The sequence below is a fragment of the Janthinobacterium silvisoli genome (genome assembly GCF_014200725.1).
Taxonomy (GTDB): domain Bacteria; phylum Pseudomonadota; class Gammaproteobacteria; order Burkholderiales; family Burkholderiaceae_D; genus Janthinobacterium.
The window spans coordinates 45,088-68,021 of the sequence record NZ_JACHCL010000003.1; the positions used below are offsets into that span (position 1 = coordinate 45,088).

19 protein-coding genes are annotated in these 22,934 nt (G+C 61.0%); 4 read left to right on the forward strand and 15 right to left on the reverse strand.

Annotation, left to right across the window (positions count from 1 at the left end; translation table 11 throughout):
* Positions 1-2 precede the first annotated feature (2 nt).
* The 9 genes from HDE75_RS16610 to gspG are packed head-to-tail and all read right to left on the reverse strand — an operon-like array spanning position 3 to position 8,520.
* Positions 3-476 (reverse strand): type II secretion system protein, encoded by a 474-nt coding sequence (locus HDE75_RS16610; RefSeq protein WP_183678246.1) that lies wholly within the window; start codon positions 474-476, stop codon positions 3-5.
* Positions 473-2,608, reverse strand: coding sequence for a secretin N-terminal domain-containing protein (locus HDE75_RS16615; protein WP_183678248.1), 2,136 nt, complete (start codon positions 2,606-2,608; stop codon positions 473-475). The genes HDE75_RS16610 and HDE75_RS16615 overlap by 4 nt, the downstream gene beginning before the upstream one ends.
* Positions 2,608-3,162 carry a hypothetical protein gene (locus tag HDE75_RS16620; protein WP_183678250.1) on the reverse strand — a complete coding sequence of 185 codons (555 nt, stop codon included), beginning with the start codon at positions 3,160-3,162 and terminating at the stop codon, positions 2,608-2,610. The genes HDE75_RS16615 and HDE75_RS16620 overlap by 1 nt, the downstream gene beginning before the upstream one ends.
* Positions 3,159-3,746, reverse strand: a complete 588-nt coding sequence (locus HDE75_RS16625) for a hypothetical protein (RefSeq protein WP_183678252.1) — start codon at positions 3,744-3,746, stop codon at positions 3,159-3,161. The genes HDE75_RS16620 and HDE75_RS16625 overlap by 4 nt, the downstream gene beginning before the upstream one ends.
* Positions 3,743-4,291 carry a PilN domain-containing protein gene (locus tag HDE75_RS16630; RefSeq protein WP_183678254.1) on the reverse strand — a complete coding sequence of 183 codons (549 nt, stop codon included), beginning with the start codon at positions 4,289-4,291 and terminating at the stop codon, positions 3,743-3,745. Before HDE75_RS16630 ends, HDE75_RS16625 begins: the two co-directional genes overlap by 4 nt.
* Positions 4,288-5,118, reverse strand: a complete 831-nt coding sequence (locus HDE75_RS16635; RefSeq protein ID WP_183678256.1) for a hypothetical protein — start codon at positions 5,116-5,118, stop codon at positions 4,288-4,290. Before HDE75_RS16635 ends, HDE75_RS16630 begins: the two co-directional genes overlap by 4 nt.
* Positions 5,111-6,820 (reverse strand): GspE/PulE family protein, encoded by a 1,710-nt coding sequence (locus HDE75_RS16640; RefSeq protein ID WP_183678258.1) that lies wholly within the window; start codon positions 6,818-6,820, stop codon positions 5,111-5,113. The genes HDE75_RS16635 and HDE75_RS16640 overlap by 8 nt, the downstream gene beginning before the upstream one ends.
* Positions 6,817-8,013, reverse strand: coding sequence for a type II secretion system F family protein (locus tag HDE75_RS16645; protein ID WP_183678260.1), 1,197 nt, complete (start codon positions 8,011-8,013; stop codon positions 6,817-6,819). The genes HDE75_RS16640 and HDE75_RS16645 overlap by 4 nt, the downstream gene beginning before the upstream one ends.
* Positions 8,014-8,025: 12 nt before the next feature.
* Positions 8,026-8,520 carry a type II secretion system major pseudopilin GspG gene (gspG, locus tag HDE75_RS16650; protein ID WP_260174183.1) on the reverse strand — a complete coding sequence of 165 codons (495 nt, stop codon included), beginning with the start codon at positions 8,518-8,520 and terminating at the stop codon, positions 8,026-8,028.
* 443 nt (positions 8,521-8,963) lie between these two features.
* Here gspG and HDE75_RS16655 point away from each other — a divergent pair, with 443 nt between their 5' ends.
* From HDE75_RS16655 to HDE75_RS16665, 3 genes are all read left to right on the forward strand, one after another.
* Entirely contained in the window at positions 8,964-9,728 is a 765-nt protein-coding gene (locus HDE75_RS16655; RefSeq protein WP_260174182.1) for an NF038120 family PEP-CTERM protein, read from the forward strand.
* Positions 9,729-9,768: 40 nt separating this feature from the next.
* Positions 9,769-12,921, forward strand: a complete 3,153-nt coding sequence (locus tag HDE75_RS16660; protein WP_183678262.1) for a S8 family peptidase — start codon at positions 9,769-9,771, stop codon at positions 12,919-12,921.
* 114 nt (positions 12,922-13,035) lie between these two features.
* Complete coding sequence (locus tag HDE75_RS16665; protein ID WP_183678264.1) at positions 13,036-13,368, forward strand: protease inhibitor I9 family protein; 333 nt, start codon at positions 13,036-13,038, stop codon at positions 13,366-13,368.
* Here the strand turns inward: HDE75_RS16665 and HDE75_RS16670 are convergent, their stop codons facing one another.
* Positions 13,369-14,016: an NF038129 family PEP-CTERM protein gene (locus tag HDE75_RS16670; protein ID WP_183678266.1), complete on the reverse strand. Its 648-nt coding sequence runs from the start codon at positions 14,014-14,016 to the stop codon at positions 13,369-13,371.
* A 10-nt stretch (positions 14,017-14,026) separates the two neighbouring features.
* Entirely contained in the window at positions 14,027-17,044 is a 3,018-nt protein-coding gene (locus HDE75_RS16675) for an ExeM/NucH family extracellular endonuclease (RefSeq protein ID WP_183678268.1), read from the reverse strand.
* Positions 17,045-17,435: 391 nt separating this feature from the next.
* On the opposite strand from HDE75_RS16675, the gene HDE75_RS16680 reads away from it, so the two are divergent.
* Positions 17,436-18,266, forward strand: a complete 831-nt coding sequence (locus HDE75_RS16680; RefSeq protein ID WP_183678269.1) for a PEP-CTERM sorting domain-containing protein — start codon at positions 17,436-17,438, stop codon at positions 18,264-18,266.
* A gap of 4 nt (positions 18,267-18,270) precedes the next feature.
* On the opposite strand, the gene HDE75_RS16685 is transcribed toward HDE75_RS16680, so the two are convergent.
* The 4 genes from HDE75_RS16685 to HDE75_RS16700 form a co-directional block, all read right to left on the reverse strand.
* Positions 18,271-19,257, reverse strand: coding sequence for a TIGR03790 family protein (locus tag HDE75_RS16685; protein ID WP_183678271.1), 987 nt, complete (start codon positions 19,255-19,257; stop codon positions 18,271-18,273).
* A 212-nt stretch (positions 19,258-19,469) separates the two neighbouring features.
* On the reverse strand, positions 19,470-20,060 hold the full coding sequence (locus tag HDE75_RS16690; RefSeq protein ID WP_183678273.1) for an FxDxF family PEP-CTERM protein: 591 nt from the start codon (positions 20,058-20,060) through the stop codon (positions 19,470-19,472).
* A gap of 241 nt (positions 20,061-20,301) precedes the next feature.
* Positions 20,302-21,720 carry a mannose-1-phosphate guanylyltransferase/mannose-6-phosphate isomerase gene (locus HDE75_RS16695; RefSeq protein WP_183678275.1) on the reverse strand — a complete coding sequence of 473 codons (1,419 nt, stop codon included), beginning with the start codon at positions 21,718-21,720 and terminating at the stop codon, positions 20,302-20,304.
* A gap of 16 nt (positions 21,721-21,736) precedes the next feature.
* Positions 21,737-22,882 carry a sugar phosphate nucleotidyltransferase gene (locus tag HDE75_RS16700; RefSeq protein ID WP_183678278.1) on the reverse strand — a complete coding sequence of 382 codons (1,146 nt, stop codon included), beginning with the start codon at positions 22,880-22,882 and terminating at the stop codon, positions 21,737-21,739.
* Positions 22,883-22,934 lie beyond the last annotated feature (52 nt).

The window sequence follows — 22,934 nt, forward strand, 5'->3', positions numbered from 1 at the left end:
GTTCACCATTTGCGATAAGGCACGTCATTCAAGCCGATTTTGGCGGAAGTCGAATAGACGTCATACACATCGTCGCCTTCGCGCGGCTCTTCGGCTTCGCTGGCATAGCTGCGCTTGCCCCAGGTTTGCGCGTCGCTCAGGCTCGCGTCGGGATTGAATGGATCGCGCGGCACGCGGCGCAGGAAAAAAATCTTGCTGTGTTTCGGACTGCGCAAGTCCAGCACGCCTTCGACCAGCACTTCGAGCTTTTTAGGATAACCGCTACCGTCGACCGTCTTGACCATGCGGCCATCGTCGTACGCCTTTTTATAGGCGTCGATGGCTTGCCGGATCTCGCGCAAGGAACGGCGCAGCTCTTGCTCCTGGCGCCGCTGCACCGTCACCTGCGTGACTGGCAATACCAAGGTACCCAGCACGCCCAGTATGGCCAGGGTCACCAGCAGTTCGATCAGGGTGAAGCCGGCGCGCAACTTCATTTTGACGGCGGCTGCAGCGATTGCACGGGCACCGGCTGGCCGGACGACAGGGGCACGCCCAGCGGCGCTGACTGACTCTGCTGGCTCGGCTGGCTAGTCGGCAAGGCTGCGGGCGCCTGCGGCTGCTCGGGCGGCGTACCGGCTTGCGGCGCGGGCGCCGGTGCCGCCGAAGGGCTCGGCGTGATGTCCGGCGCAGCTATGCTTTGCGGAAAGGCTGCCGGCGGCGGGGCCATCGGCGATTGCGGCGGCGCCGGCGGCAAGCTGCCGCCACCGCTGCCGCCACGCCCGCTGACGATCACATTGCCGCCGGCGCTTGCACTCGGCATCGCCACGTTGCCCTTGATGCTGAGGTCGGGACGGCGCCGGAAACTGCCCTCGGTGCCGGCCGAAAATTCGGAATCCTGCGCTTCGGGACGCTGCACCTTGCGGATCAGGTGCGGCGTGATCGACAGCACGATCTCGGTTTTATTGTCATCGCTCTTGTCAGTGCCAAACAGCCGGTCCAGCACGGGAAACTCACCGATGCCGGGCACCTTGTTGCTGCCACTGCGCTCTTCGCTGCTCAGCAAGCCGGCCAGCACCTGGTTTTCACCATCCTTCAATTGCAGCAAGGTCGAGGCCTGGCGCGTACCGATCTGGTACACCTTGGAGCCCGAGTTGGTCACAGTCTGCGGCCCCAGATTACTCACTTCCAGCGCCACGCGGATCGCCACGTCGCCGTTCAGGTAAATCGTCGGCTCCACGTTCAGGGTCAGGCCGACGTCGATATAGCTGACCGATTCCGTTGCCAGGCTGCTGAAACCGGGCGAAATGGTCGAGGTAATCACCGGCACCTTGTCGCCGATGACGACCTTGGCCTTTTCCTTGTTGCGCACGCGTATGCGCGGATTGGCCAGCAAATTGACGTCCGCGTCGACCTTGCCGGCATTGATGGTGGTCGCCGCCAGGCCGGTCACGCCGATGGTGCTCTTGTTGATACGGTTCAGGTCATCCAGGGTCAGGCTATTGCCGTTAAACGTGCTCAGCGGCGTCAAGCCCACCGACTGCGGCCAGTTGATGCCGAGGTTGAGCGTGCGGTTGCGCTGCACTTCCAGCACTTCCACTTCCAGCATCACTTCGGCTTCCGGCACGTCTTGCAGGTTGACGATGCGCTCGGCCAGCCGGATGGCTTCCGGCGTGTCGCGCATGATCACCAGGTTGAGCTTTTCATCGACCACGATATCGCGCGTCTTCAGGATGGTGCGCAAGGTATTGGCCACCGTCTTGGCGTCGGCGTTGGACAGGAAGAAGGTCTTCACCATCACTTCCTGGTATTCCTTCAGTTTGGCCGCCACGTTCGGATAAATCAGCACCGTGTTGGCGTCCATCACCTGCTGTTCCAGCTGGTTGGTCATCAAGAGATAATAAATCGCCGACTCGACCGTGCTGTTCTTCAGGAAGATCGAGGTCCGGTTATCGGCCTTGACATCCTTGTCGAACACAAAATTGAGGCCGGAGCGGCGCGCGATCACTTCAAACACCTGCTTCAACGGCGCATCGCGAAACTCGATCGAGATCGGCTGCTTGTACGAGCGGGCCAGGCCCGATTCGATCAGCGGCGGCGCGGTCTTGTCGTTCAAGTCGTGCAGCATGGCACGCGCCTTGTCATTGTTCGGGTTTTCAGTCAGGATCGCATTCAGGCGCTGGCGCGCCGGCTCGTATTGCCTGGCCGCGATGGCAGTGGCCGCTTCCGCCAGCATCCTGGTTTGCCGCAGCCCGATGTCGATGGAACGCAAACCGGCCAGGGCGCGTTCGTTTTGCGGGTCCAGCGCCAGCACCTGGCGGTAGGTTTCGCGCGCCGGCTCGATCTTGCCTGCCGCCGCTTCGGCATCGGCCTGCTGCAGATAGCGCTGGCTGTTGCTGTCGCGCACGTTCAAATAGGTGCTGCGGTATTTGGCATTCCTCGGGTCGGCCGCGATTGCATCCTGGAACTTCTTCAGTCCCGCCTCGATCTGGTTTTTTTCTATCAGATCGTTGCCGTCGCGGTAAGCGATCGGTCCCGCGCAGCCGGACAAAAACATGGCGGCGGCCGCGGCCAGCGCCAGCTTCCTGTACGGCAGGCAGTCGCCGGCGGTCTGTAATGGACTAAGCATCAGTCGAGTGCTCCAATGTTGATCAGTTGAACCTGGTTCAAAGGTAAATACGTCATCGTCATCGATGGCGGGGTGATTTTTTCCACCCGGTAGACGCCATCGATAATCGTGTGTTCGCGCACCACATAGGTCTTGTCGGCACCACGCGACAGGAAGACTTCCCATACACCGCCGCCGACCGCCTTGCCGATATAGGTAAATGGCATCGCTGGCGCCACCGGCGCCGGTGGCGGCGGTGGTGGCCCCGACGGCTGCAGGCTGGCCTTCGGTGGCGGTGGATTCCAGTTCTGGCTCAGGAACACGGCCTCGCCGCCATCGAACACCGCCTCGCCGGCTTCGCCAACCAGTTCGGCGCGCGGACGCAGCGCCACGATCGCCACTTCCTTGTCGCCAGGCTTGCCCGGTTTGACAGCAAGCGCGGCATCGTCACGCGGCGCGGCCGGCGTGCGCTCGACCGCCTCGGACACGTCGGATGCGGCCTGGCGGTCGCCGAACAGGACCAGCGCGGCGGCGCCCGCCAGGGCCAGACCCATGATCACATGCTGGCGCTTCATGGCTGCGCCCCAGCCGCTGGCGGCAGACCATCCTTCAAATAAAACGTCAGCCGCAAACGCGCTTCCAGGCTGGTGTCGGCGATCTGTTCACGCCGGAAAGCCAGTTCGTCGAGCGAAGCGAACGGCACTGCGCGCAGCGCCTGCAAACCAAATGACCACAGCGCCTGGTACGAACCCTTGACCGGCAAGACCACCTGGTAGGTACTGACCCGGCTGGCCTTGTCATAAGCCGACTTGTATTCGCCCTGCGACAGGCTCAAGCCGCTCTTGGCAGCCAGGTCGAACAAGGTCTTGACCTGCTGTTCGGCGTAGCGCTTTTCGCCCAGCGTATCGTAAAACACGGCCAGGTTCTGCTCGGCGCTGGCCGGCGGCGGCGCAACGGCCAGCACAGGCGGCGCACTGAGCGGTTTCACCACCATCTGGCGCAACGCGGTCCGCTGCTGGAATACCCAGCCCCAGCCAGACGCACCGAGCAGACACAGTATGAATACGCCAGCGATCAAAGGGGCTTGTCCGCCGCGCATCAGCGCCAGCCGCAACGGCAGCAGCCATTGCTGGACATCCAATTGCTGCAGCTGCTTCATGGCGCACTCCAGCCGGCTTCAAGCTGGAAACGTATCGGCCGGTTCGGGTCGAGCTGGCTGATTTCATGGCGCAGCAGCTGCACCCCGCTAAATAATTCCTGCTGCTTTAATTGCTCGATATAGGCAATCATGTCATCGCTATTCTTCGTTTCCGCGGTAATTTTCAACACACGCTTGCGTGCATCGGGCTCCAGCGCCAGCAAGGCCACCGTCGGTGGCGTAGCGGCGGCCACCGCCTCCTGCAAATCGCGCCACGGCAAATTCAGTTGCAACACCGCCGCATTGACAAACGCCGCCTGCGCCTCGGTAATCTGCACGGCGCTTTTTGCGGGCTGCCTCGGTTGCGACGCGATCGCCTGGCGCTGCGCTGCACGCTCGATGGCTGCAAATCGCTGTTGGCGCTCTTCAAACACCTGGTAGCCGGCCAGCGCGGCGCCGCCGCACAGCAGCAGGCCCAGCGCGGCGCCGGCCCACACGGCAGGGTGCGTATGAAATACCGTGCGGCGCCAGCTGCGCTGAGCAAAATCGATATGCAAACGGCTCATGCAGTACTCCCTGCCCGCGCCAGCAGCGCACTGGCCGGCCAGTCGACACCGGCCATGGCCGGTTCCAGCCAGACCAGCGGCAAGTCGCCGGCAGTGGCTGACTGTTTGCTCCACGACAGCGGCGCCAGACCGGACAACATCAGTTTCGACGGCGCCGCCAGGTCCAGCAGCAGCGCTTCGCGGCGCAGGCTCTGGTTCAGCCAGTCATGCCCGGCGCCCGCGGGCACCGGCAATGGCCTTACCGCGCGCAGCACGCCTGCCTCGACGGCGGCGACGGTCAGTACGCCGTCATGCAGCAAGCCATACCAGGCGCCTTTGGCCAGCGCAGCTTGCCAGCGGTTCCAGGCGGCGGCGAAATGCGGCACGATGGCGACGATATGCAATTTGTGGGCGGCAGCGGCCCGTTCGATCTGGAATAGCAAGGTGCGCGGCATGGCGCCAAAAAACGGCGCGCCGGCCGCCCATCCCGTGTTGATGCTCCAGGCTGCCGTACTTTCGCCGTACAGCACCTGGAAGCGCATCGCGGCGGCCGCCGCCAGGTCTTGCGGCCGGGTCGCGCCCGTCGGCAGCGCCACTTGCCACAGGCGCAGCAAGTCGTCGTCGAGCACGAAGCTGACCGGCCAGCCGGCATGGCCGGCGCAGGCAGCGCTGCGCAGCACCGTATCGATCGCCTGGCCGATGGCTGCATGGACATCTTCGGCATCAGCCACCACGGCCTGCTCGGCCAGGCGGCTCAGCTTGTCGCCCGACCAGCGGCTGCTGCGCAGCACGGCGACAGCCGACCGCGACACGCCGATCCGCAATGCCTGTCCCCACTTTCTACGCATGCAAAGTCACCCGTTTGATTTCAGTAATGGTGGTGGCGCCGCGCTTGACCAGCTCCAGCGCGGCCAGGCGCAAGCTGCGCGTGCCATTCTGGTAGGCGGCCGCCTTGATCTGGCGTATCGGCCGCTTATCGACGATCAGTTCGCGGATTTCATCGTTCAAGGTCAATATCTCGGCGATCGAACGGCGTCCCTTGTAGCCGGTGCCGCGGCAATCGCCGCAGCCCTTGCCCTGCATGAACTGGTAATCGATGACGTCGGCCCGGGACAGGCCCACGCTGGCCAGTTCCTGGTCGTCGGGCCGGTATTCGGTGGCGCAATGGGGGCAATTGGTGCGGATCAGACGCTGCGCCCAGATGCCGTTCAAGGCTGACACAAACGCATACGGATCGATGCCCATGTGGGTAAAGCGGCCGAATACGTCGAACACGTTATTGGCGTGCACGGTGGTCAATACCAGATGGCCCGTCAGCGCCGACTGCACCGCAATTTCGGCGGTTTCACGGTCGCGGATTTCGCCGACCATGATTTTATCGGGGTCGTGGCGCAGGATCGAACGCAAGCCCTTGGCGAAGGTCAAGCCCTTTTTTTCGTTGACCGGGATTTGCAAAATACCGGGCAGCTGGTATTCGACCGGATCTTCGATGGTGATGATTTTTTCGCGCCCGTTATGGATTTCCGTCAGCGCCGCGTACAAGGTGGTGGTCTTGCCGGAACCGGTGGGGCCCGTCACCAGCAGCATGCCGTACGCTTCCTGCGCCAGGGTGCGCAAGGTCGCCAGCGACGGCGCGTCGAAGCCCAGCGCTTCCAAGGTCAGCGAACCGTAGGCTTCGATCATGGCGCGCTTGTCGAGGATACGGATCACCGCGTCTTCGCCGTGAATGCTGGGCATGATCGAGACCCGCAAATCGATTTCGCGGCCGCCCGCTTCGACCCGGAAGCTGCCGTCCTGCGGCACGCGCCGTTCGGCGATATCGAGTTCGGCCAATACCTTGATACGCGAAATGATGTGTTCCGCCACTTCGATGCCGTTGACCGAGGTGGCGTGGTCGAGCACGCCGTCGACCCGGTATTTGACGGCCAGGCCGCCAGCGGTGCTTTCCAGGTGGATGTCCGAGGCGCCCGCTTTCAAGGCGTCATACAGGGTCGAGTTGACCAGCTTGACAGCCGGACTGCCTGCTTCCGACACCGAAGCGAACGACAGCACGGCGGCCGTCTTGCCATCGCGCCTGGCGTCTCCTGCGGCGCCCGGCAGCAGGTTGTCGACGGCGCGCGCCGATTCTTCCTGCTTCGACAGATAGGCGCCTATATCGGCTTGCAGCGCCAGCCGCAATTGCAGTGGCGCCTGCGGCGAAGTGCGTGCACGCGCGCCCAGCCAGGTTTGCAGGTCGAGGTCGAACGGGTCGGCGATCACGCCGATTATTTGCCCTTGCGCGCCGCGCAACAGCACCGCGTGGCGCGGCAAGGCCTGCGACAGCGGCAGCAAGTCGAAGGCCGGCGTCAATGCCAGCATATCGGCCGTTTCCAGCACGGCCAGGCCAAACGGCTGCGCCAGCGCCTGCACCACCAGGCGCGGCTCGATGCCGGTCAGCCCTTCGAGCTCTTCCACCAGCGAACGTTTCGAGCTGGCGCGCAAGGCCCGCGCACGGCCCAGCAGCGCAGCATCGATGGCCGGCGCCGCGCCGGCCAAGGGAACAACACTCATGAAATATCTCCGGCCAAATCGAAAATCGGCATGTACAACAACACCACGATGGCGCCGACCACCAAGCCGATGGCGGCCATCAGCAGCGGCTCGAAGGTGCGCGTGAAGCGCTCGATCCAGCGGCTGATCTCGCCATCGTAAAAGGCCGCCGACTGGCTCAGCATCGGTCCCATGTCGCCAGTGCGTTCGCCGACACGCAGCATGCGCAGCGAAATGGGCGTGGTCAGGCCATTGACTTCAAACGAGGTTGACAGTGGCAAGCCCGCTTCGATGCTCAGGCGCGCCGCCTGCAGCGAGCTGCGCATGCCGGGCGAAACCATGTCTTGCACCGTGGTAATCGCCTGCACGATGGTGATGCCGCCTTCGGACAGCATGCCCAGGGTCAGGTACAAGCGCGACAACTCATAGATGCGCACCCGTTCGCCGATGCCCGGCACCTTGGCCACCAGGCGGATCGCGCCGCCGTTGGCGGTGATGCGGCGCACCAGCAAGGTGCCCAGCGCGATCACCGTAGCGATACCGCCCAGCAGCATGGTGGTGTGGTTGCTGGCGAACTGGCCCCAGCTGAGCAGCAATTGCGACATCCATGGCAGGCTGCGGCCAGCACCCTGGTATACCTCGGCGAAACGCGGCACCACATAGGTAATCAGGAAAGTGCTGACACCGCCGCCGACCAGCAGCAGGATTACCGGATAAATCGCGGCGCTGACGATCTTGGCGCGCACCAGGTCGATGCGCTGCTGGTAATCGATATAGCGCGACAAGGCGCGTGGCAAGTCGCTGGTGCCTTCGGCAGCACGCACGATGCCGATATACAACGGTGGAAACAGATCGGCCTGGTCGGCCAGCACCGCCGAAAAGCGCTTGCCTTCACGCAAGCCTTCCAGCAGGCGGCCGAGTACGCCACGGGTGCCCGGATTGGCTTCTTTTTCCAGCAGCGCTTCCAGGCCCTCGACAATGCCGAGTCCAGCAGTCAGCAAAGCCAGCAATTCCTGGCTGAACAAGACCAGCGACAGGCTCTTGCCCTGGCGCCGCTTGACGGCATTGAATGGCGTGCCGCGCAACGGCGCGATGGCGCTGACGAACAGGCCGCGCGCCTCCGCCTGCTGGCGGGCGTCGGCTTCGTCGCGACCATCGATGATCAGACTGGATACGGTCATGTCGGCAGACAAGACCCGAACATCGAACTGCATGGCGATGAAATCTTATTGTGAAGTAATGTCGGCGTCTTCACCGCTACCGCCGGGCTGGCCATCCTTGCCCAGGGAAATGATCTCGTACTCGCCCTTGGTGCCTGGCGCACGGTACTGGTATGGGTGGCCCCATGGATCGAGCGGCACGGCTTTCTTCAGGTACGGGCCATTCCACCTGGTGCCGGCGGCTGGCGGCGCGGCCAGCAAGGCGGCCAGTCCTTCTTCCGTGCTGGGATAGCGACCCACGTCCAGACGATAGGTATCGAGCGATTTTTCAAACGCCTCGATTTGCGCCTTGGCCACGGTCACTTCGGACTTGCCCAGTTGCGCAAAATACTTGGGGCCGACATACGCGGCCAGCAAACCAATAATCACGATAACGACCAGCAATTCCAGCAAGGTAAAACCTGCTTGATCCGCTTTTTTATTGCCTTTGCCACATGAAAAACGATGGCCTGCTTGCTTCACTGGCTGGTTATGTACTGCGTGGCTGTGTACTGCGTGCATCCGCGGCGCTCCTTAATTGATCGCTGCCACCCTGCGCCATGATGACGCAATAAAGTGGTCCAATTCGTCAGCCTACCATGCCACGAATGGTTGAGACAATGTTTTATTTTTTCCCTGTGGCAACTTATTTCCATGGAAACCAATTTGAAATACGTCAGGAGTGACCAAGCCAGAATGCAAAAATGGTATTTCATTAAAGGCATGATTTATTTTCAATTCAGGATGCGGTAACTATTGGTTAAAATTTAATAGTAAAAAGAAAATTTTATTCTGTTGTTTTTTGTAACTCGCAAATAAAAAATACAACAATATTTGCAAATTTAATTTCCTATTTTGCTATATTAAAAGCCAACCTCATGCATGCCAGATTCAACGGCGACATAGGGCGATATCCACATAAGCATATTAAAAAAATTCCATCAAAATACACAAGGGAAGAGCTCATGACTCATTTAATGTACGGTACTTCGCAGCGCCAAGCCACCCCATCTGGTTTTCCATTCGCGAAACTGCTGGGTGGCGCCCTGCTCGGCGCCGCGCTGGCCGCAGCGCCCGCCGCCCAGGCAGATGTGATCACTTTCAACAACCTGGACAATCAATTCGTCGGTCACGGCGACAGCCTTGAAATCGGTAATTTCTTGCTGACCGGTATATCCAATGTCCCTGGCGCGGCGCCTGGCGATCTGGTCGGCGCGATCTTCAATGGCGGCGACCCGGCCTCTTGCGGCCAGGCTTGCCCGACCGGCACGACCAATAATTATTACGCTGCTCTCAACGATGGCATCGTCTACCTCGATCCCCTGAAAGCCGGCGGCTCGGTCAGCCTGCAAGGCTTCGACGCCAGCTTCATCGGCTATGCCCAGGGCGCCAGCTATCCGGCGATTGCCGGCCTGCTGCGCGTGCAAGGCTTCTACGCGGACGGCAGCTCGCTGTATGAAACCTACCAGCTGGGCGGCCCCGTGGGCGGCAGCTTCCAGTTCCAGCATTTCGACACCAGCGCCGGCTTTGCCAGCCAGCGTTTTGAGTCGCTGGCCTTCTTCGGCTTCACTTGCAATACCAGCGGCAGTTGCAACGCGTTCAATAGCAACAAAGGCCAGTTTGCGCTCGACAACATCATCGCCTCGGTACCGGAACCATCGACCTACGCCATGATGCTGCTGGGCCTGGCTGGCATCGGCTTCGTGGCGCGCCGCCGCAAGCAAGCCTGATTTTCCTCTTCCGTCCATACCGATACCAGGAAACCCTGACATGACATTCCGTCCCGTTTTACGCCCTGCTGCGCTTGCCGTCCTGAGCCTGTTTGCCAGCCTCAGCATCCACGCCCACGCCGACGACCTGCGCCGTCCGTACATCGTGCAGCTGACCGATAAACCGATCGCCTCCTATGCCGGCGCAGTACCAGGCTTGAGCGCTACCCAGCCGGCAGCCGGCAGCCGCCTCGACCTGGCCAGCACGGAAGTACAGCTGTACACCGACTACCTGGACCAGAAACAGGCGCGCGTGCAAGCCATCGTGACTGCCGCCCCCGTGCAATACCAGTACAAGATCGTACTCAATGGTTTTTCCGCCCTGCTGACCGACGCCGAAGTGCGCCAGCTGCAAGCGAGCGGCGATGTCGCCAGCATCGAGCCCGACGAGCCACGCCAGCTGCAAACGAACTACACGCCGATCTTCCTGGGCCTGGACCAGCCGGGCGGCCTGTGGAACCAGCTGGGCGGCAAACAGCATGCGGGCGAAGACATCATCATCGGTGTCGTCGATGGCGGTGTCTGGCCTGAAAACCTGTCCTATGCGGACCGCGCCGATGCAGACGGCAAGCCGACCTTCGACCAATCGGCCAGCCTGGCCTATGGCGCGGCGCCCGCCAACTGGCGCGGCACCTGCCAGACCGGCGAAGGCTTCACGGAAGCCCATTGCAACAATAAACTGATCGGTGCGCAATACTTCAATGCCGTGCGCCTGACCGAGACGGACAAGATCGCCCACTGGAGCGAATTTACCTCGCCACGCGATTCGATCGGCAATCCGAATGGCGAAGGCGGCCACGGCACGCATACCTCGTCCACCGCCGGCGGCAATAGCGGCGTACCTGTCAGCGTCGGCGGCTCGCCGCTGGGTGCCATTTCCGGCATCGCGCCACGCGCCCGTTTGTCCGTCTATAAGGTCTGCTGGTCCTACAATCTGGCAACCCAGGCGACGGGCGCCAAGAACAGCTGCTGGGGTGGCGACAGCGTGGCGGCGATTGAAAAAGCCGTCAAGGATGGCGTGCATGTAATCAATTACTCGATCAGTGGCGGCACCGTCATCAACGACCCGGTTGAACAAGCCTTCTTGCATGCCTCGAATGCAGGCGTGTTCGTGGCCGCATCCGCCGGCAACTCGGGGCCCGCCAATACCGTGGCCCATATCAGCCCATGGCTGGCAACCGTGGCAGCGTCGACCCACAACCGCGCCAATCAGGCTACCGTGACCCTGGCCAATGGCGCCAAGTACACGGGTGCGTCGCTGAACTGGACACCGTTGCCTGCCACTGCCCTGATCCGCGCACAAGACGCCGGCTTGCCGGGCGCCGATCCGCAAAAACTGGCCCTGTGCTACCGCGCCGGCGATAACGGCGGCATCGCCCTGCTGGACCCGGCCAAGGTTGCCGGCAAGGTCGTCAGCTGCCTGCGCGGCACCACGGCGCGCACCGACAAGGGCGTGGCCGTACTGGAAGCGGGCGGCGCCGGCATGGTGCTGGTCGACACCGGTATCGGCCTGGTTTCCGATCCGCACGTATTGCCAGCCATCCACGTCAGCGCCGCCGATGGCGCACTGATCAATGCACAGGCGCAAACGGGCGCCTCGACGGCGGCCATCTCGCGTTTCGTCACCAATGGCAATGGCCCGGCAGCACCGGTGGTGGCCGACTTCTCGTCACGCGGTCCTAACCTGTTCGACGTCAACGTGCTCAAGCCTGACGTCACCGCGCCTGGCGTCGACATCCTCGCTGGCGGTACACCAGCGCTGACCCGCGCCCAGCGCGATGCCGTGCAAGATGGCAGCCTGGTGCCGGAGCAAGCGTATATCTTCCTGCAAGGCACCTCGATGGCCAGCCCGCACGTGGCCGGCCTGGCGGCGCTGTTGCGCCAGCAACATCCAAGCTGGTCCCCTGCCGCCATCAAATCGGCCCTGATGACCACCGGCAGCAGCACCCTGCCCGACGCCCAGGCTGGCGATGCGCGCGGCATCTTGCCATGGGGCCAGGGCGCCGGCCATGTGACGCCCAACAAGGCGGCCGATCCTGGGCTGGTGTATGACGCCGACCTGGCCGACTACAAGAAATACATGTGCGGCGCCGGCATGGCCACTGAATGCGCCACTGGCAGCATTGCCGGTTACAACCTGAACTTGCCATCGATCACCATCGGCAACGTACTCGGTACTCAAACCGTCACGCGCCGGGTCACCAACGTTGGCAGCAGCAGCGCCACCTACAACGCCAGCGCCTCGATCTCGGGCTATAGCATCGCAGTGGCGCCTAGCAGCTTGAGCCTGGCGCCTGGCGAAACCAAATCGTTCACCGTCACCCTGACGCGCACCACGGCGCCAGACAATGTGTGGCAATACGGCGCACTGGTGTGGAGCGATGGCGAGCACTCGGTGCGCAGCCCCGTCACGGCCCGCTCGGGACGCTCGGTGCAATCGCCGGCATTGATACAGGCGAACACCGTCAGCGGCTTGCGTTCGCTCACCTTGTCCACCGGCTTTGCCGGCAAGGTTGGCGCAACGACCGGTGGCTTGAAGGAAGTCACGCGCAGCGCACAAACGATCAGCCAGGCCATCGCTGGCAGCGTGGAAACGCTGGCGCAGATGAATACCGCATGCCGTACCGGCGCCACGGGCACCCGCGTGCTCAGCGTGCCAATTCCGGCCAATACCGTAGTCGCCCGCTTTGAAACGTTTGACCGCGACACAACGGAAGGCGCAGGCAACGATCTGGACTTGCTGCTGTTGAACAGCGCTGGCACCACCGTCGCCGCCTCGACCAACTCGGGTAGCAACGAGTCCATCACCTTGAGCACGCCAGCGGCCGGTACTTACCGCCTGTGCGTGATCGGCTATTCGGTGGCCAATAACGTGTCGACCGGCTTCGGCCTGTCGTCAGCCGTCGTCACGACGGCCGACAAGGGCGGCAACCTGAAAGCTACCGTGCCGAGCAAAGTGTATGTGGGCGGCAGCGCCACGGCCGGCGTCAGCTGGTCTGCGCTGGACAGCGGCAAACGCTATCTGGGCGGCGTAGTCTTCCTCGATGGCAGTAACGCAGCAGCAGCCACCACCGTGCTGTCGGTAGAGACCAACAGCCCGCTGCCACTGGCGGCGCCTGCCCTGCGCGAAGCGAAGGTCGATAGCGCGCTCTAATATCACCCGGCAACTGCTACTTGAACGCGCCCTGCGGGGCGCGTTTTTTTATGCGTGCGACACCAGTACAAGGACTATGATTCCTGGTCAGCCTTCAATACAAGGAGTATTGCCATGCAGATAGCATCCGCAGAAAGACACGCGTATATCGTGCTGCTGGCCGAGCCACCGCTGGCGTCCTATACAGTTCAAGGGCAGCATCTGGAGAGCGATAGCGAGGCGGCACGCCGCTATGTACTTGATCTGGAAGAAAAGCAGAACGCCGTGCTGGCATTGCTTGGAAATGTACCTGTGCAATACCACTACACGGTCACACTGAATGGTTTTGCAGCCTTGCTGACAGAAAACGAAGTGTCACGCCTGAAGGTGATTCCAGGCGTGACACAGGTATCGTCAGCCACCGTCGAACAGGTCAACGGTGCGGCGATCAACAACAAGCAACAATAATCAAGCAGTCAAAGCGGCGACGCGGCGGCGGCGCAGGGCAAAGCCAATCAGCGCCAGGCCGCCCGTCAGCATCATCCATTCCGACGCTTCCGGCACGGCCGAGATCGACGCGATGCTGGCGTAAGTGCTGGCGGCGATCGACGCCGGCAAAGCGCCATTGAGCGGCATCAAGTCGAACTGCAGCAAGTTGCCGTTCGGATTGCCCAGGTAGGCCGATGCCGACTGGTCGAGCAAGCCCAGGCTGAAGGTGGTACCCACATTGCCATTCGTGCCCAGGAAGTCGCCGCCAAACACAATGTCGAAGGCAAACCTGCCGCCCAGGCTGACGTTCTGGAACCAGTCGTTATAGCCGCCGCCATTGCCGAACACCAGGGTGCCCGGTGCGCTGCCGCTGACATTTCCTTCCTTGCTGTCGAGCGCGCCAAAGGCGCCCGAGAACTGGCTCAGGGTGGCGGTGGCGCCAGGCGCCGGGCTATTGCCAGCAAGAAAGGCAAAGTCCAGGAAACCAGCGCCAGAGAACTGGCTGGTATCGATTTCCACGTGATAGTGCAGAGGATCAGCCATGGCAACACTGCTGCCAGCGGCCAGCAGCGCAGCCAGCACGGCACGGCGCAAGGTGAGATTCAGATTGAAGGTCGGTGCAAACATGGTAGTCCCCTTAGAAGCTGCCAGCGAAAATGCCGGCGTTATAGTTGATGGTCAGTTTTGAAGGATTGCTAAAGCTGACAGCGAAGGACACTGTCGCGCCCGGCGCCAGGCTGGCTGTCTTGACGCTGACATATGGCGCGCCCGCGCGGCTGCCGCTGGCGTTATCGAGGCTGACACCAGCAGGCAAGCCGCCGAACACCACCTGGAATGGGCCGTTGATGGCGCTCGCGCCCGTGTTGGTGAAGCTGAAGCTGCCCGTGTACTTTTGCGTGACGCGGTTGTAGACCAGACCCGAGCTGGCAAGCGAAACGGCGCCCGTGATATCACGGTAAGACGGCTGCAAGTCGAGGCTGATCACGACCGGGTCATGGTCCGAGGCGCGGTAAGGCAAGGCGTTGTACAAGTCTTGCGGCTTGGCCGAGTCGATGTTGTAGTCGATCACTTCCGGTTCATCGGCATTCAAATGCCATTCCGCCACGCCGGCTACTTGCGGGCTCAGGCTGGCGCTGGCCAGCGCATGGTCCAGATAGCCGCTCAGGCCGCCAAAGATAAACGAATACGGCATGCCCGCCGGACGCACGTAACGCTCGAGCTCATTGACGAAGCCGGCGCCCGTGATGACCTGGATCGGATCTTCCGCGCCATACGAATTCAAGTCGCCGATGATCAGCACGTCGCTGTCGCCGGCGGCGGCGGCCACTTGCGGCACGAAGCTGCCGACCAGGCGCTGCGCCTGCTGCACGCGGGTAGCGTTCCAGCAACTCTGGCTGTCGTTGTTGTCCGCATCAGGACCGCTGCCGGACGGGCAGCTGCCTTTCGATTTCAGGTGGTTGACGATCAGCGAGAATTTTTCGCCATTGGCCGCGCGGAAGGTTTGCGCCATCGGTGGCCGGTTGTTGATGGCCGCCGCATCGGATAGCGCACCGCCCACCAGGCCCAGCTTGGCCGGTTTGTAGATCATCGCCACGCGGATCGCATCCGTGCCAGTGGCGGCCGGCTTGGGCACCACGGCGTAGCTGACGGCACCGATGGAGGCATTGAGCTGGTCGACCAGATAGCTGACAGCCGTTTCGCCATTGTTCTGAATTTCCATCAAGCCCACTACGTCGGCGTCGATGGCTTTCAGTTCGGCCACGATCTTGTCGCGCTGGCGGATGAATTCAGCCAGGTTGTCGGCACCACGGCAATTCGACTTGGTTGTGGACGAGCCTATCGTGCAGCCCTGCCCCGTCTGTCCAAACACCGTATTGCCATTGGTAAAGGTCGTGAAGAAATTGAGCACGTTGGCGCTGGCGACTTTGACGTTGCCCGATGGCAGGTCCGGGGCGCCGGTGCGCGGGTTGTCGCGCGAAAACTGCGGCGTCACGGTCGGCTGCAGTTTGTAGGCAGCGCCACCGCCACCGATGGCGCCGAAGTCGACCACGCCGGTCAGGTCGGCCACCGTGTCGCCACTGCGCACGGTGTTATCGTCGCCGAGGTAGGGTATCGTGGCAGGTGCCACAAAGATGCCGTCGTCGAGCACGATGATATTGCCGGCATTGGCAGCGGCCAGCGCCAGTGCTTCGGGCGAAGCGGCCGGATAGCGGTTGGTCGGCACTTCACGCCGGCCTGCCGACAAGGTCAGCTCGCCACGGGTGCCCAGGAAGGCGTTTTGCGACACGGTCAATGGCTGCGTAAAACGCACCAGCATACCTTCCACCTGGCCCAGATTATCGTTGGGCAACGTCACATTGACCGGCACGATGCTGTGGCCGCTGCTTTGCGTGATGATGGAAGTCACGTCCTTCAATTCCGTGTACGAATTTTTTGCGCCTGATGGCGTGTATTCGAACACCGTACCCGTCACGCGTATCAGGTCGCCCGGCTGCACTGCTGCAACCGTATTGCCCGTGTACACAAAGATGCCGTCCGAGGTGGTGGGATCGCCATCACCGGCCGGATCCTGGATAAAGAAGCCGGTGCCCACTTTCAAGGTCACCACGCCTTCGGTGGTCTGCACCGAATTGGCATACGGGCTGCTCGCGCCAGGCCCCTGGATTTGCGGGATCGTATGGGTAACAGCAGCCAGGCCCTGTACGGCCACATTCACCTGGCAGGTCGCTGTTTGCTGCTGGTCATTGCTGAATTTGACGACGACGGGGTAATTGCCCACCGGCACGCCAGCGGCTACCAGCAAGCTGACGCTGGCGCTCTCGCCCGCCACGCCGGCCGCGCTGAACTGGCCCAGGCTGATGCCGGCCACTGCCGGGGAAGTCAGCACGGCGGCGTTGACAATGCCATCGACGTCGGAGGCGCGCAGCACGGCATTGCCGCCACTGCCGAGCGCCAGCGCCAGGCTGGCCGGGCAGCTGGTAACGATGGGGTACACCACGGCACCGCCGCACACACGGCGCTCGGAAGCCGTATTGCGCGGCGTGACGCTGCCGGTGGCAAAGTCGTTGCCATTGTCATCCGTATCGACGCAACCGCCATTCGCCCGCAGAATCGCCAGGGTATTCGATGGCGCAGGCGCAACAGCGCCTTCAAAACCGTTGGCGGTACCGAAGCCGACCAGGTCCACCACTTGCGAACCAGCGGGATTGGCGCCCGTCTGGGCCGTTTTGCTACTGCTCAACAACACTTTCCCCGCCGTCCCTGACATGGCGATAGTGCCCGTGGCATCCGGCGTCGGCAGATCCTGCGTGCCGCCTGTCCCCTGGGCTTGCTGTACCAGCAGATATTGGCCAGCTTGCAACTCAATTGCTGGCAAGGCCGTTACAGCCCAGCTCGATCCTGCCGCAGAAGCATATTGCACGCTCCAGTTGGTCAAATTGACGGGGCTGGCGCTGCGGTTGAAGATTTCGATAAAATCATTGCGATACAAGGCGCCACTATTGCCACCGCCACCATACACCTGGCTGATGACCACATCGGAGGCGGCCAGCGCGGGCAGGCCCAGCGATGCCAGCAAACTGGCCATGACCGTCAGACGCCATTGTCCGGCACAGCGTGGTTGTCCAGGCGAGCCTGGCGTAAAACAATTTTTCATGAAGATTCCTGATGGAAATTAAAATTTCCGCCCATCACAATAAACAGGCGGCGCTAAAGTTAAGACAACAAAATTAGGTAATTAGATAGGCTTTTTGTTATTAACTCAATCATAATATTCAGCCGTGACAACTTGATGACAAAACTTAACTGGTATGCATGTAGCTGGCAGATGCAGCAGTGGCAACTTGAATAATCAGACAATATTTTGTTGCATAAAAGTATGCACTTATTATCTAAACATAAATGAAAATAAGTTATTGGATATTGCCGGCAGAGCAAGCGTGTTACTATCGGTTGCGGTACCAATAAAACGCTTGCCATCAAGAAGCAGCGATACGCCGGGCGAACGATAGTAGAGACACAGACAGCAGAAACAGGGAATATTGATCATGAGAAAAAATAGCAACCATTCAAACCCGACGCTGTTGCTTGCCGCCGTCCTGGCTACGCTACTGGTATCTCCCTTGCCTGCCCTGGCGAACAGCTACACCGGTTACTATGTGAACCCGCAAGCCGTGCCGCCGGCCAAGAAGCCGAACTGTTCACAATCGATGCAGGATGAAAAAGGCAAGGCGCAGGGACAGAACGCCTCTGCGGTCAGCCTGGAAGGCGTAGCCAGCCCATGCAGCCTGTCCAATGGCGATATCAATTACGATGAATTCAAGAATGATGGTGTCGGTCCAGGCACGGTCAGCAGCCTCGGCGACGATGCTGCCTACCACCGCCCCTTGTCCAGCGACGATGGCAAGACAGCAGTAAAACGATTGCCATCGGATGCGCTGAACTTCCCCAGCGTTGCCAGCCGTCCGCTGGCGTCCGGCAATGGCCCCGCATCCAGCACCGGCACAGACAGTTTCAATGCGGCATCAACCATACAGCCGTTCCAGCCAGCAGCAGCGGTAGGCTGGCCAGCGGGCAATTTTGGCGGCACCGAACGCCTGGCGGCCGCCAGCTTCGTCAGTCCCGGCGGCGTTGGCAGCAATACGGGAGACCCTGGGCTGTTTGGCACCAACCCGCCGGTATCGGGCGGTGTCGCGCCACCCGATACGCCCGATACCGGCACCACGACGCCACCGGTCATCACGCCACCCGTGGTGACGCCGCCCATCGTGACGCCTGTCGATCCGAATATCCCGGCCATACCGGAAGCGTCCACCTGGGCCATGCTGCTGGCGGGCTTGGGTCTGCTCAGTCTGGTCTTAAATCGCCGCCGCAACTAAGGCTTCAGCGGCGGTATGGCGTGCTCAAAGGTTCACCGATAAAAACGCCTTGCGCGGGCCAGGCGACACTTTTCCAATAAGCTTCGATGGCGGTGTCGCCCGATAAATAACGCTGCAGCAGCACTGTCGGCTGCGGAAATTTCTGCCAGTAATTGCACGGTTCGCTGACGCTGCCATAGCTGGCCGTGGCGCCCGCCTCCAGCCAGCGCAAGCTGCTCATCTGTCCCGTACCCAGCAAGTCGCCGCCATACGACGTCAAATGATCGGCCAGTGCGCCTGGCGCAAACTTCAAGGTCTCGAGCTTGCCCACCCGCGCCATTCCCGTCTGGTACACCATGATGTCCGATGCGCCGTCGAGCTCGTCGGCACGCAAGCGCTTGATATTCAATTTCTTCGACGGCAGCCGGCCGGCCGGTGGAAAGAATGGCGCGCGGCTATTGCGTGCCGTTTCACTGGTCATCAGATAATAGGCATTGGCTTCCTGCACCCGGAAACCGGCACTGACGCCACGATCGATCAACTCTTTCGCCTGGGCCACGGATTCGGTGGGCAGCAGCATGCTCAGGCGCATCTTGTAATCGCCATAGGGCAAGCCGCGTGCTGCATTGAAGTAGCTGCTGGGCTGGCCCACGCCACAGCTGCTGGAACACAGGCCTGCATCGAGGCCCAGGGTAAAAGCCGAGGTGATGGAATTGCACTCGACAGCATACGGCGCCGTCCAGACCATCAGCACGGCCTGGATTTCCGGCTTGAGCTGGCTGTCGATCTGCTTTTTCAGGGGGGCGAACTCGCCGGCGCTGAGCTTGCGCGGACGGTTGGGGATGCGCACATGGATGATATTGGCGGCTGGAATATTGCGCGCCTGCCGGTAATACTCGGCAATCGCCACACTGTTCGGCTCATCGTCGTTGACTACCAGCGCCAGTTGCCCGGCGGTCAGCGCGGGAGGCATGGCGGACGAGGCAAATTGGGCATCGGCGTGGGTGTGCATTAAAGCACCGGCGAACAGCAGGGGAAAGAGCAGATATTTCAAAGCGAATAGGAGTAGCCTGTACGGGTCGTAGGGACAAGCGTGCGCTTGCAGCAATTGCTAATTTACCTTGAAATCCCTGCCCTACCAAGCGATATTCCCAGCGCGGCCCTGATCTGAGGCGCAAAAAAAACGGATGCCGCAGCATCCGTTTTCATATTCCACCGCCTGTATCACGCAGTCTTGACGACCAGCTTGCGGCGGCGGGCCACAAAACCCATCACACCCAGGCCAGCGAGCAGCAGGGCGTAGGTTTCCGGTTCAGGCACGGCGGACAGGTTGATGGTGCCCGAATAGCTGGCGGCGGCACTGGTCAATACTGTACCGCTGACGCTCAGGGTGTAAGCGCCCACGGCAAGTTTGTCGACCAACAGATTCCACTCGTCGACCTGGCCCGACTGGATGCGCGTGCCGTTGAAGACATTGCCGAGCGAATCGGTCAGCTTGAAACCCGTCAGTTCCAGCAAGTCGATGCTGGGCTTGGTGGAAATGGAGGTCGTGATACCGCTGAAGCTGCTCAGTTCATCGATGCTGAAAGTGTAGTTATCGATGAACGTGCCGTTTGCATTGTTTTTACCAAAGGTGCTGAAGAAACCGCCCGAACCATCGGTCAGCTCAATGACACTGGTCTTTTTGCTGATATCGGCCGCCAACGCGGCATTCGAGACCAGCGCCGCAGTGGCAAACACGCAGGCCATGGCAGCGGCCCGAAAGGCTTGTTTGCTTGAAGCGAACGCCGATACACCATTCATCTTGTTATTCATCGAGGACCTTGAGGGCTGGCAGATGCCGAAGCACCCACGCGTTGATAAAAATTCCATGACGAAATAATATCACAAAAACCCACAATTCATTACATTAAATATAATAAATAATTACTTAATGGAAACTTATTGGGCTCACTTTTATACCAATAGTTTACGCACAGGGATAACACTAGCTGTTTCCGGCGAGACTGTTTCCCACCAGCATATTCCAGGCTTGAAAATACTGATGGGATCGTACTTAGACTCTCTTGTAGACGTCTTCATAGCGAACGATATCGTCCTCGCCCAGGTAGCTGCCCGACTGCACTTCGATCAGGTGCAGCGGCAAACGGCCCGGGTTTTCCAGCCTGTGCGTCATGCCGATAGGAATATAGGTCGACTGGTTTTCCGATAGCAGCTTGACTTCATCGCCACACGTCACCTGCGCCGTGCCGCTGACGACGATCCAGTGTTCGGCGCGGTGATGGTGCATCTGCAAGGACAGCTTGCCACCAGGATTGACGGTGATGCGCTTGACCTGGAAACGGTCGCCCAGGTCGATGCCTTCGTAGCAGCCCCACGGACGGTACACCTTGGTATGCTGCAAATGTTCGGTACGCCCCGTGCTTTGCAAATGTCCCACCACCTGCTTGACCCGCTGTACCTGGTCCTTGTGCGTCACCAGTACGGCGTCGGCTGTTTCCACCACGACAACGTCATCGAGGCCGATCACCGCCACGATGCGGCTCTCGGCGCGCACCAGCGAATTGCTCACAGCATCGAGATACACATCGCCGCGCACGGCGTTGCCATCTGCATCGTGCGGCAAGACTTCGCGCAGGGCGGACCAGGAACCGACATCGCTCCAGCCGATTTCGGCCGGCACCACCACGGCGTGGCTGGTGTGTTCCATCACGGCATAATCGATGGAGTCGGCGGGACAGGCGGCGAACGCCTCTTCGTTCAGGCGGCAAAAGTCCAGGTCGCGGTAAGCCAGGCTTACAGCCGTTTTCGTGGCATCAGCCATGGCCGGCTGGAATTGTTTCAACTCCTGCAAATAGCTGGCGGCGCTGAACAAGAACATGCCGCTGTTCCAGAAGTAATCGCCGCTGGCGACAAAACCGGCCGCCGTCTGCGCATCGGGTTTTTCCACAAAACGCTCGACCTGGTAGCACGCCTCGCTACCGGCGATGGCCGCGCCGCGCCGGATGTAGCCATAGCCAGTTTCCGGCGCCGTCGGCACGATGCCAAAAGTAGCCAGCGCACCTTGCGAGGCAGGCTGCAGCGCCCGTTCGATGGCAGCATGGAAGGCAGCCGGGTCTTCGATCACGTGATCGGCCGGCAGTACCAGCATGATGGCTTCCGGATCGGTCGCTTGCAGATACCAGGCTGCGGCGGCCACGGCAGGCGCCGTATTGCGGCCCACCGATTCGAGCATGATGGCCAGCGGTTCACGCCCGATATCGCGCATCTGTTCAGCGACCAGGAAGCGGTGCTCGTCGCCACAGATCAGCAACGGTGCCATCATTTCCGGCCGGCCGGCCAGACGCAACACCGTTTCCTGCAGCATGGTCTTGTTTGACACCAGCGGCAACAGTTGCTTGGGCAGCGCGGCACGCGACAAGGGCCAGAGGCGGCTGCCGGCGCCGCCAGACAGGATAACGGGATAAATCTTCATGGTGGACATCCTTTATTTATTTCGATAATGCAAGTTCAACGGGATTGCGGCGCTTGCTGCGGCGGTCGCGCGCATTCGACCATTCATCGGTCAGGCATTCGGACACATGCTTCATGTCGCCGTTACGGTCGACGCTATACTCCTTGAAGACAATGACTTCTTCCAGTGAAATCTTCGGCAGCACGCGCGTATATTCGAACAGCACGCTGCGCACCACGCGCGCATCTGAACAGATGTGGCTGCCATGGCCGATCCAGGTGGGGCCGATAATGGTGGCGCCCGCCTCAATCTTGCAGCCCGAGCCGATATACACGGGCCCTTCAATCTGCGTGCCCTCCCAGTCGATGCGCGTATTCAAACCGACCCAGATACCGTCTTTCAACTGTATACCAGGCACGTCCATATGGGCTACTTCGCCCATCATGACGCTTTGCGACACTTCCCAGTAATCCTTGATATTGCCGATATCGATCCAGTTGAAGGAGCGCGACTGCGCGTAAAAGGGCAAGCCTTTTTCCACCAGCAAGGGAAACAGGTCGGCGCCGATGTCAAACACCGCATCCTTCGGTATCAGGTCCAGCACGGCCGGCTCGAAAATATAGATACCGGTGCTGACATGGTTGGACAGGGCCGCTTCCTGGCTGGGCTTTTCCTGGAAGGCCTCGATGCGGCCATCCTTGTCGCTGACTACCACGCCATAGCTCGATACTTTGTCCCACGGCACCTCGCGCGTGATCACGCTGGCCAGCGCGCCCTTGCGGCGATGCTCGAACAGGGCCGACTGGATGTCCAGATTGATCACCGCGTCGCCGCACAGCACGATCGTGGTGTCGTCAAAAAAGCCGCCGAACTCCTGGATCTTCTTCATGCCTCCGGCTGAACCGATAGGCTGCGGCACCACCACGCTGTCATCGGTCGTATAGCCCTCGAAGGAGTAGCCGATCTGCACGCCATACTGGTGGCCATCGCCGAAATACTCTTCGATCTTTTCATGCAGGTAACTGACATTGACCATGATATCGCGCACGCCATACTTGGCCAGGTGCTCGATCAGATAAGCCATTACCGGCTTGCCCAGGATGGGGATCATGGGCTTGGGTAAGTCATAGGTCAGCGGGCGCACGCGGGTGCCCTTGCCTGCAGCCAAAATCATTGCTTTCATTTCACGCTCCCGTCTATGGATGAACACCGAACTCTGCTGAACTATGCCGAGG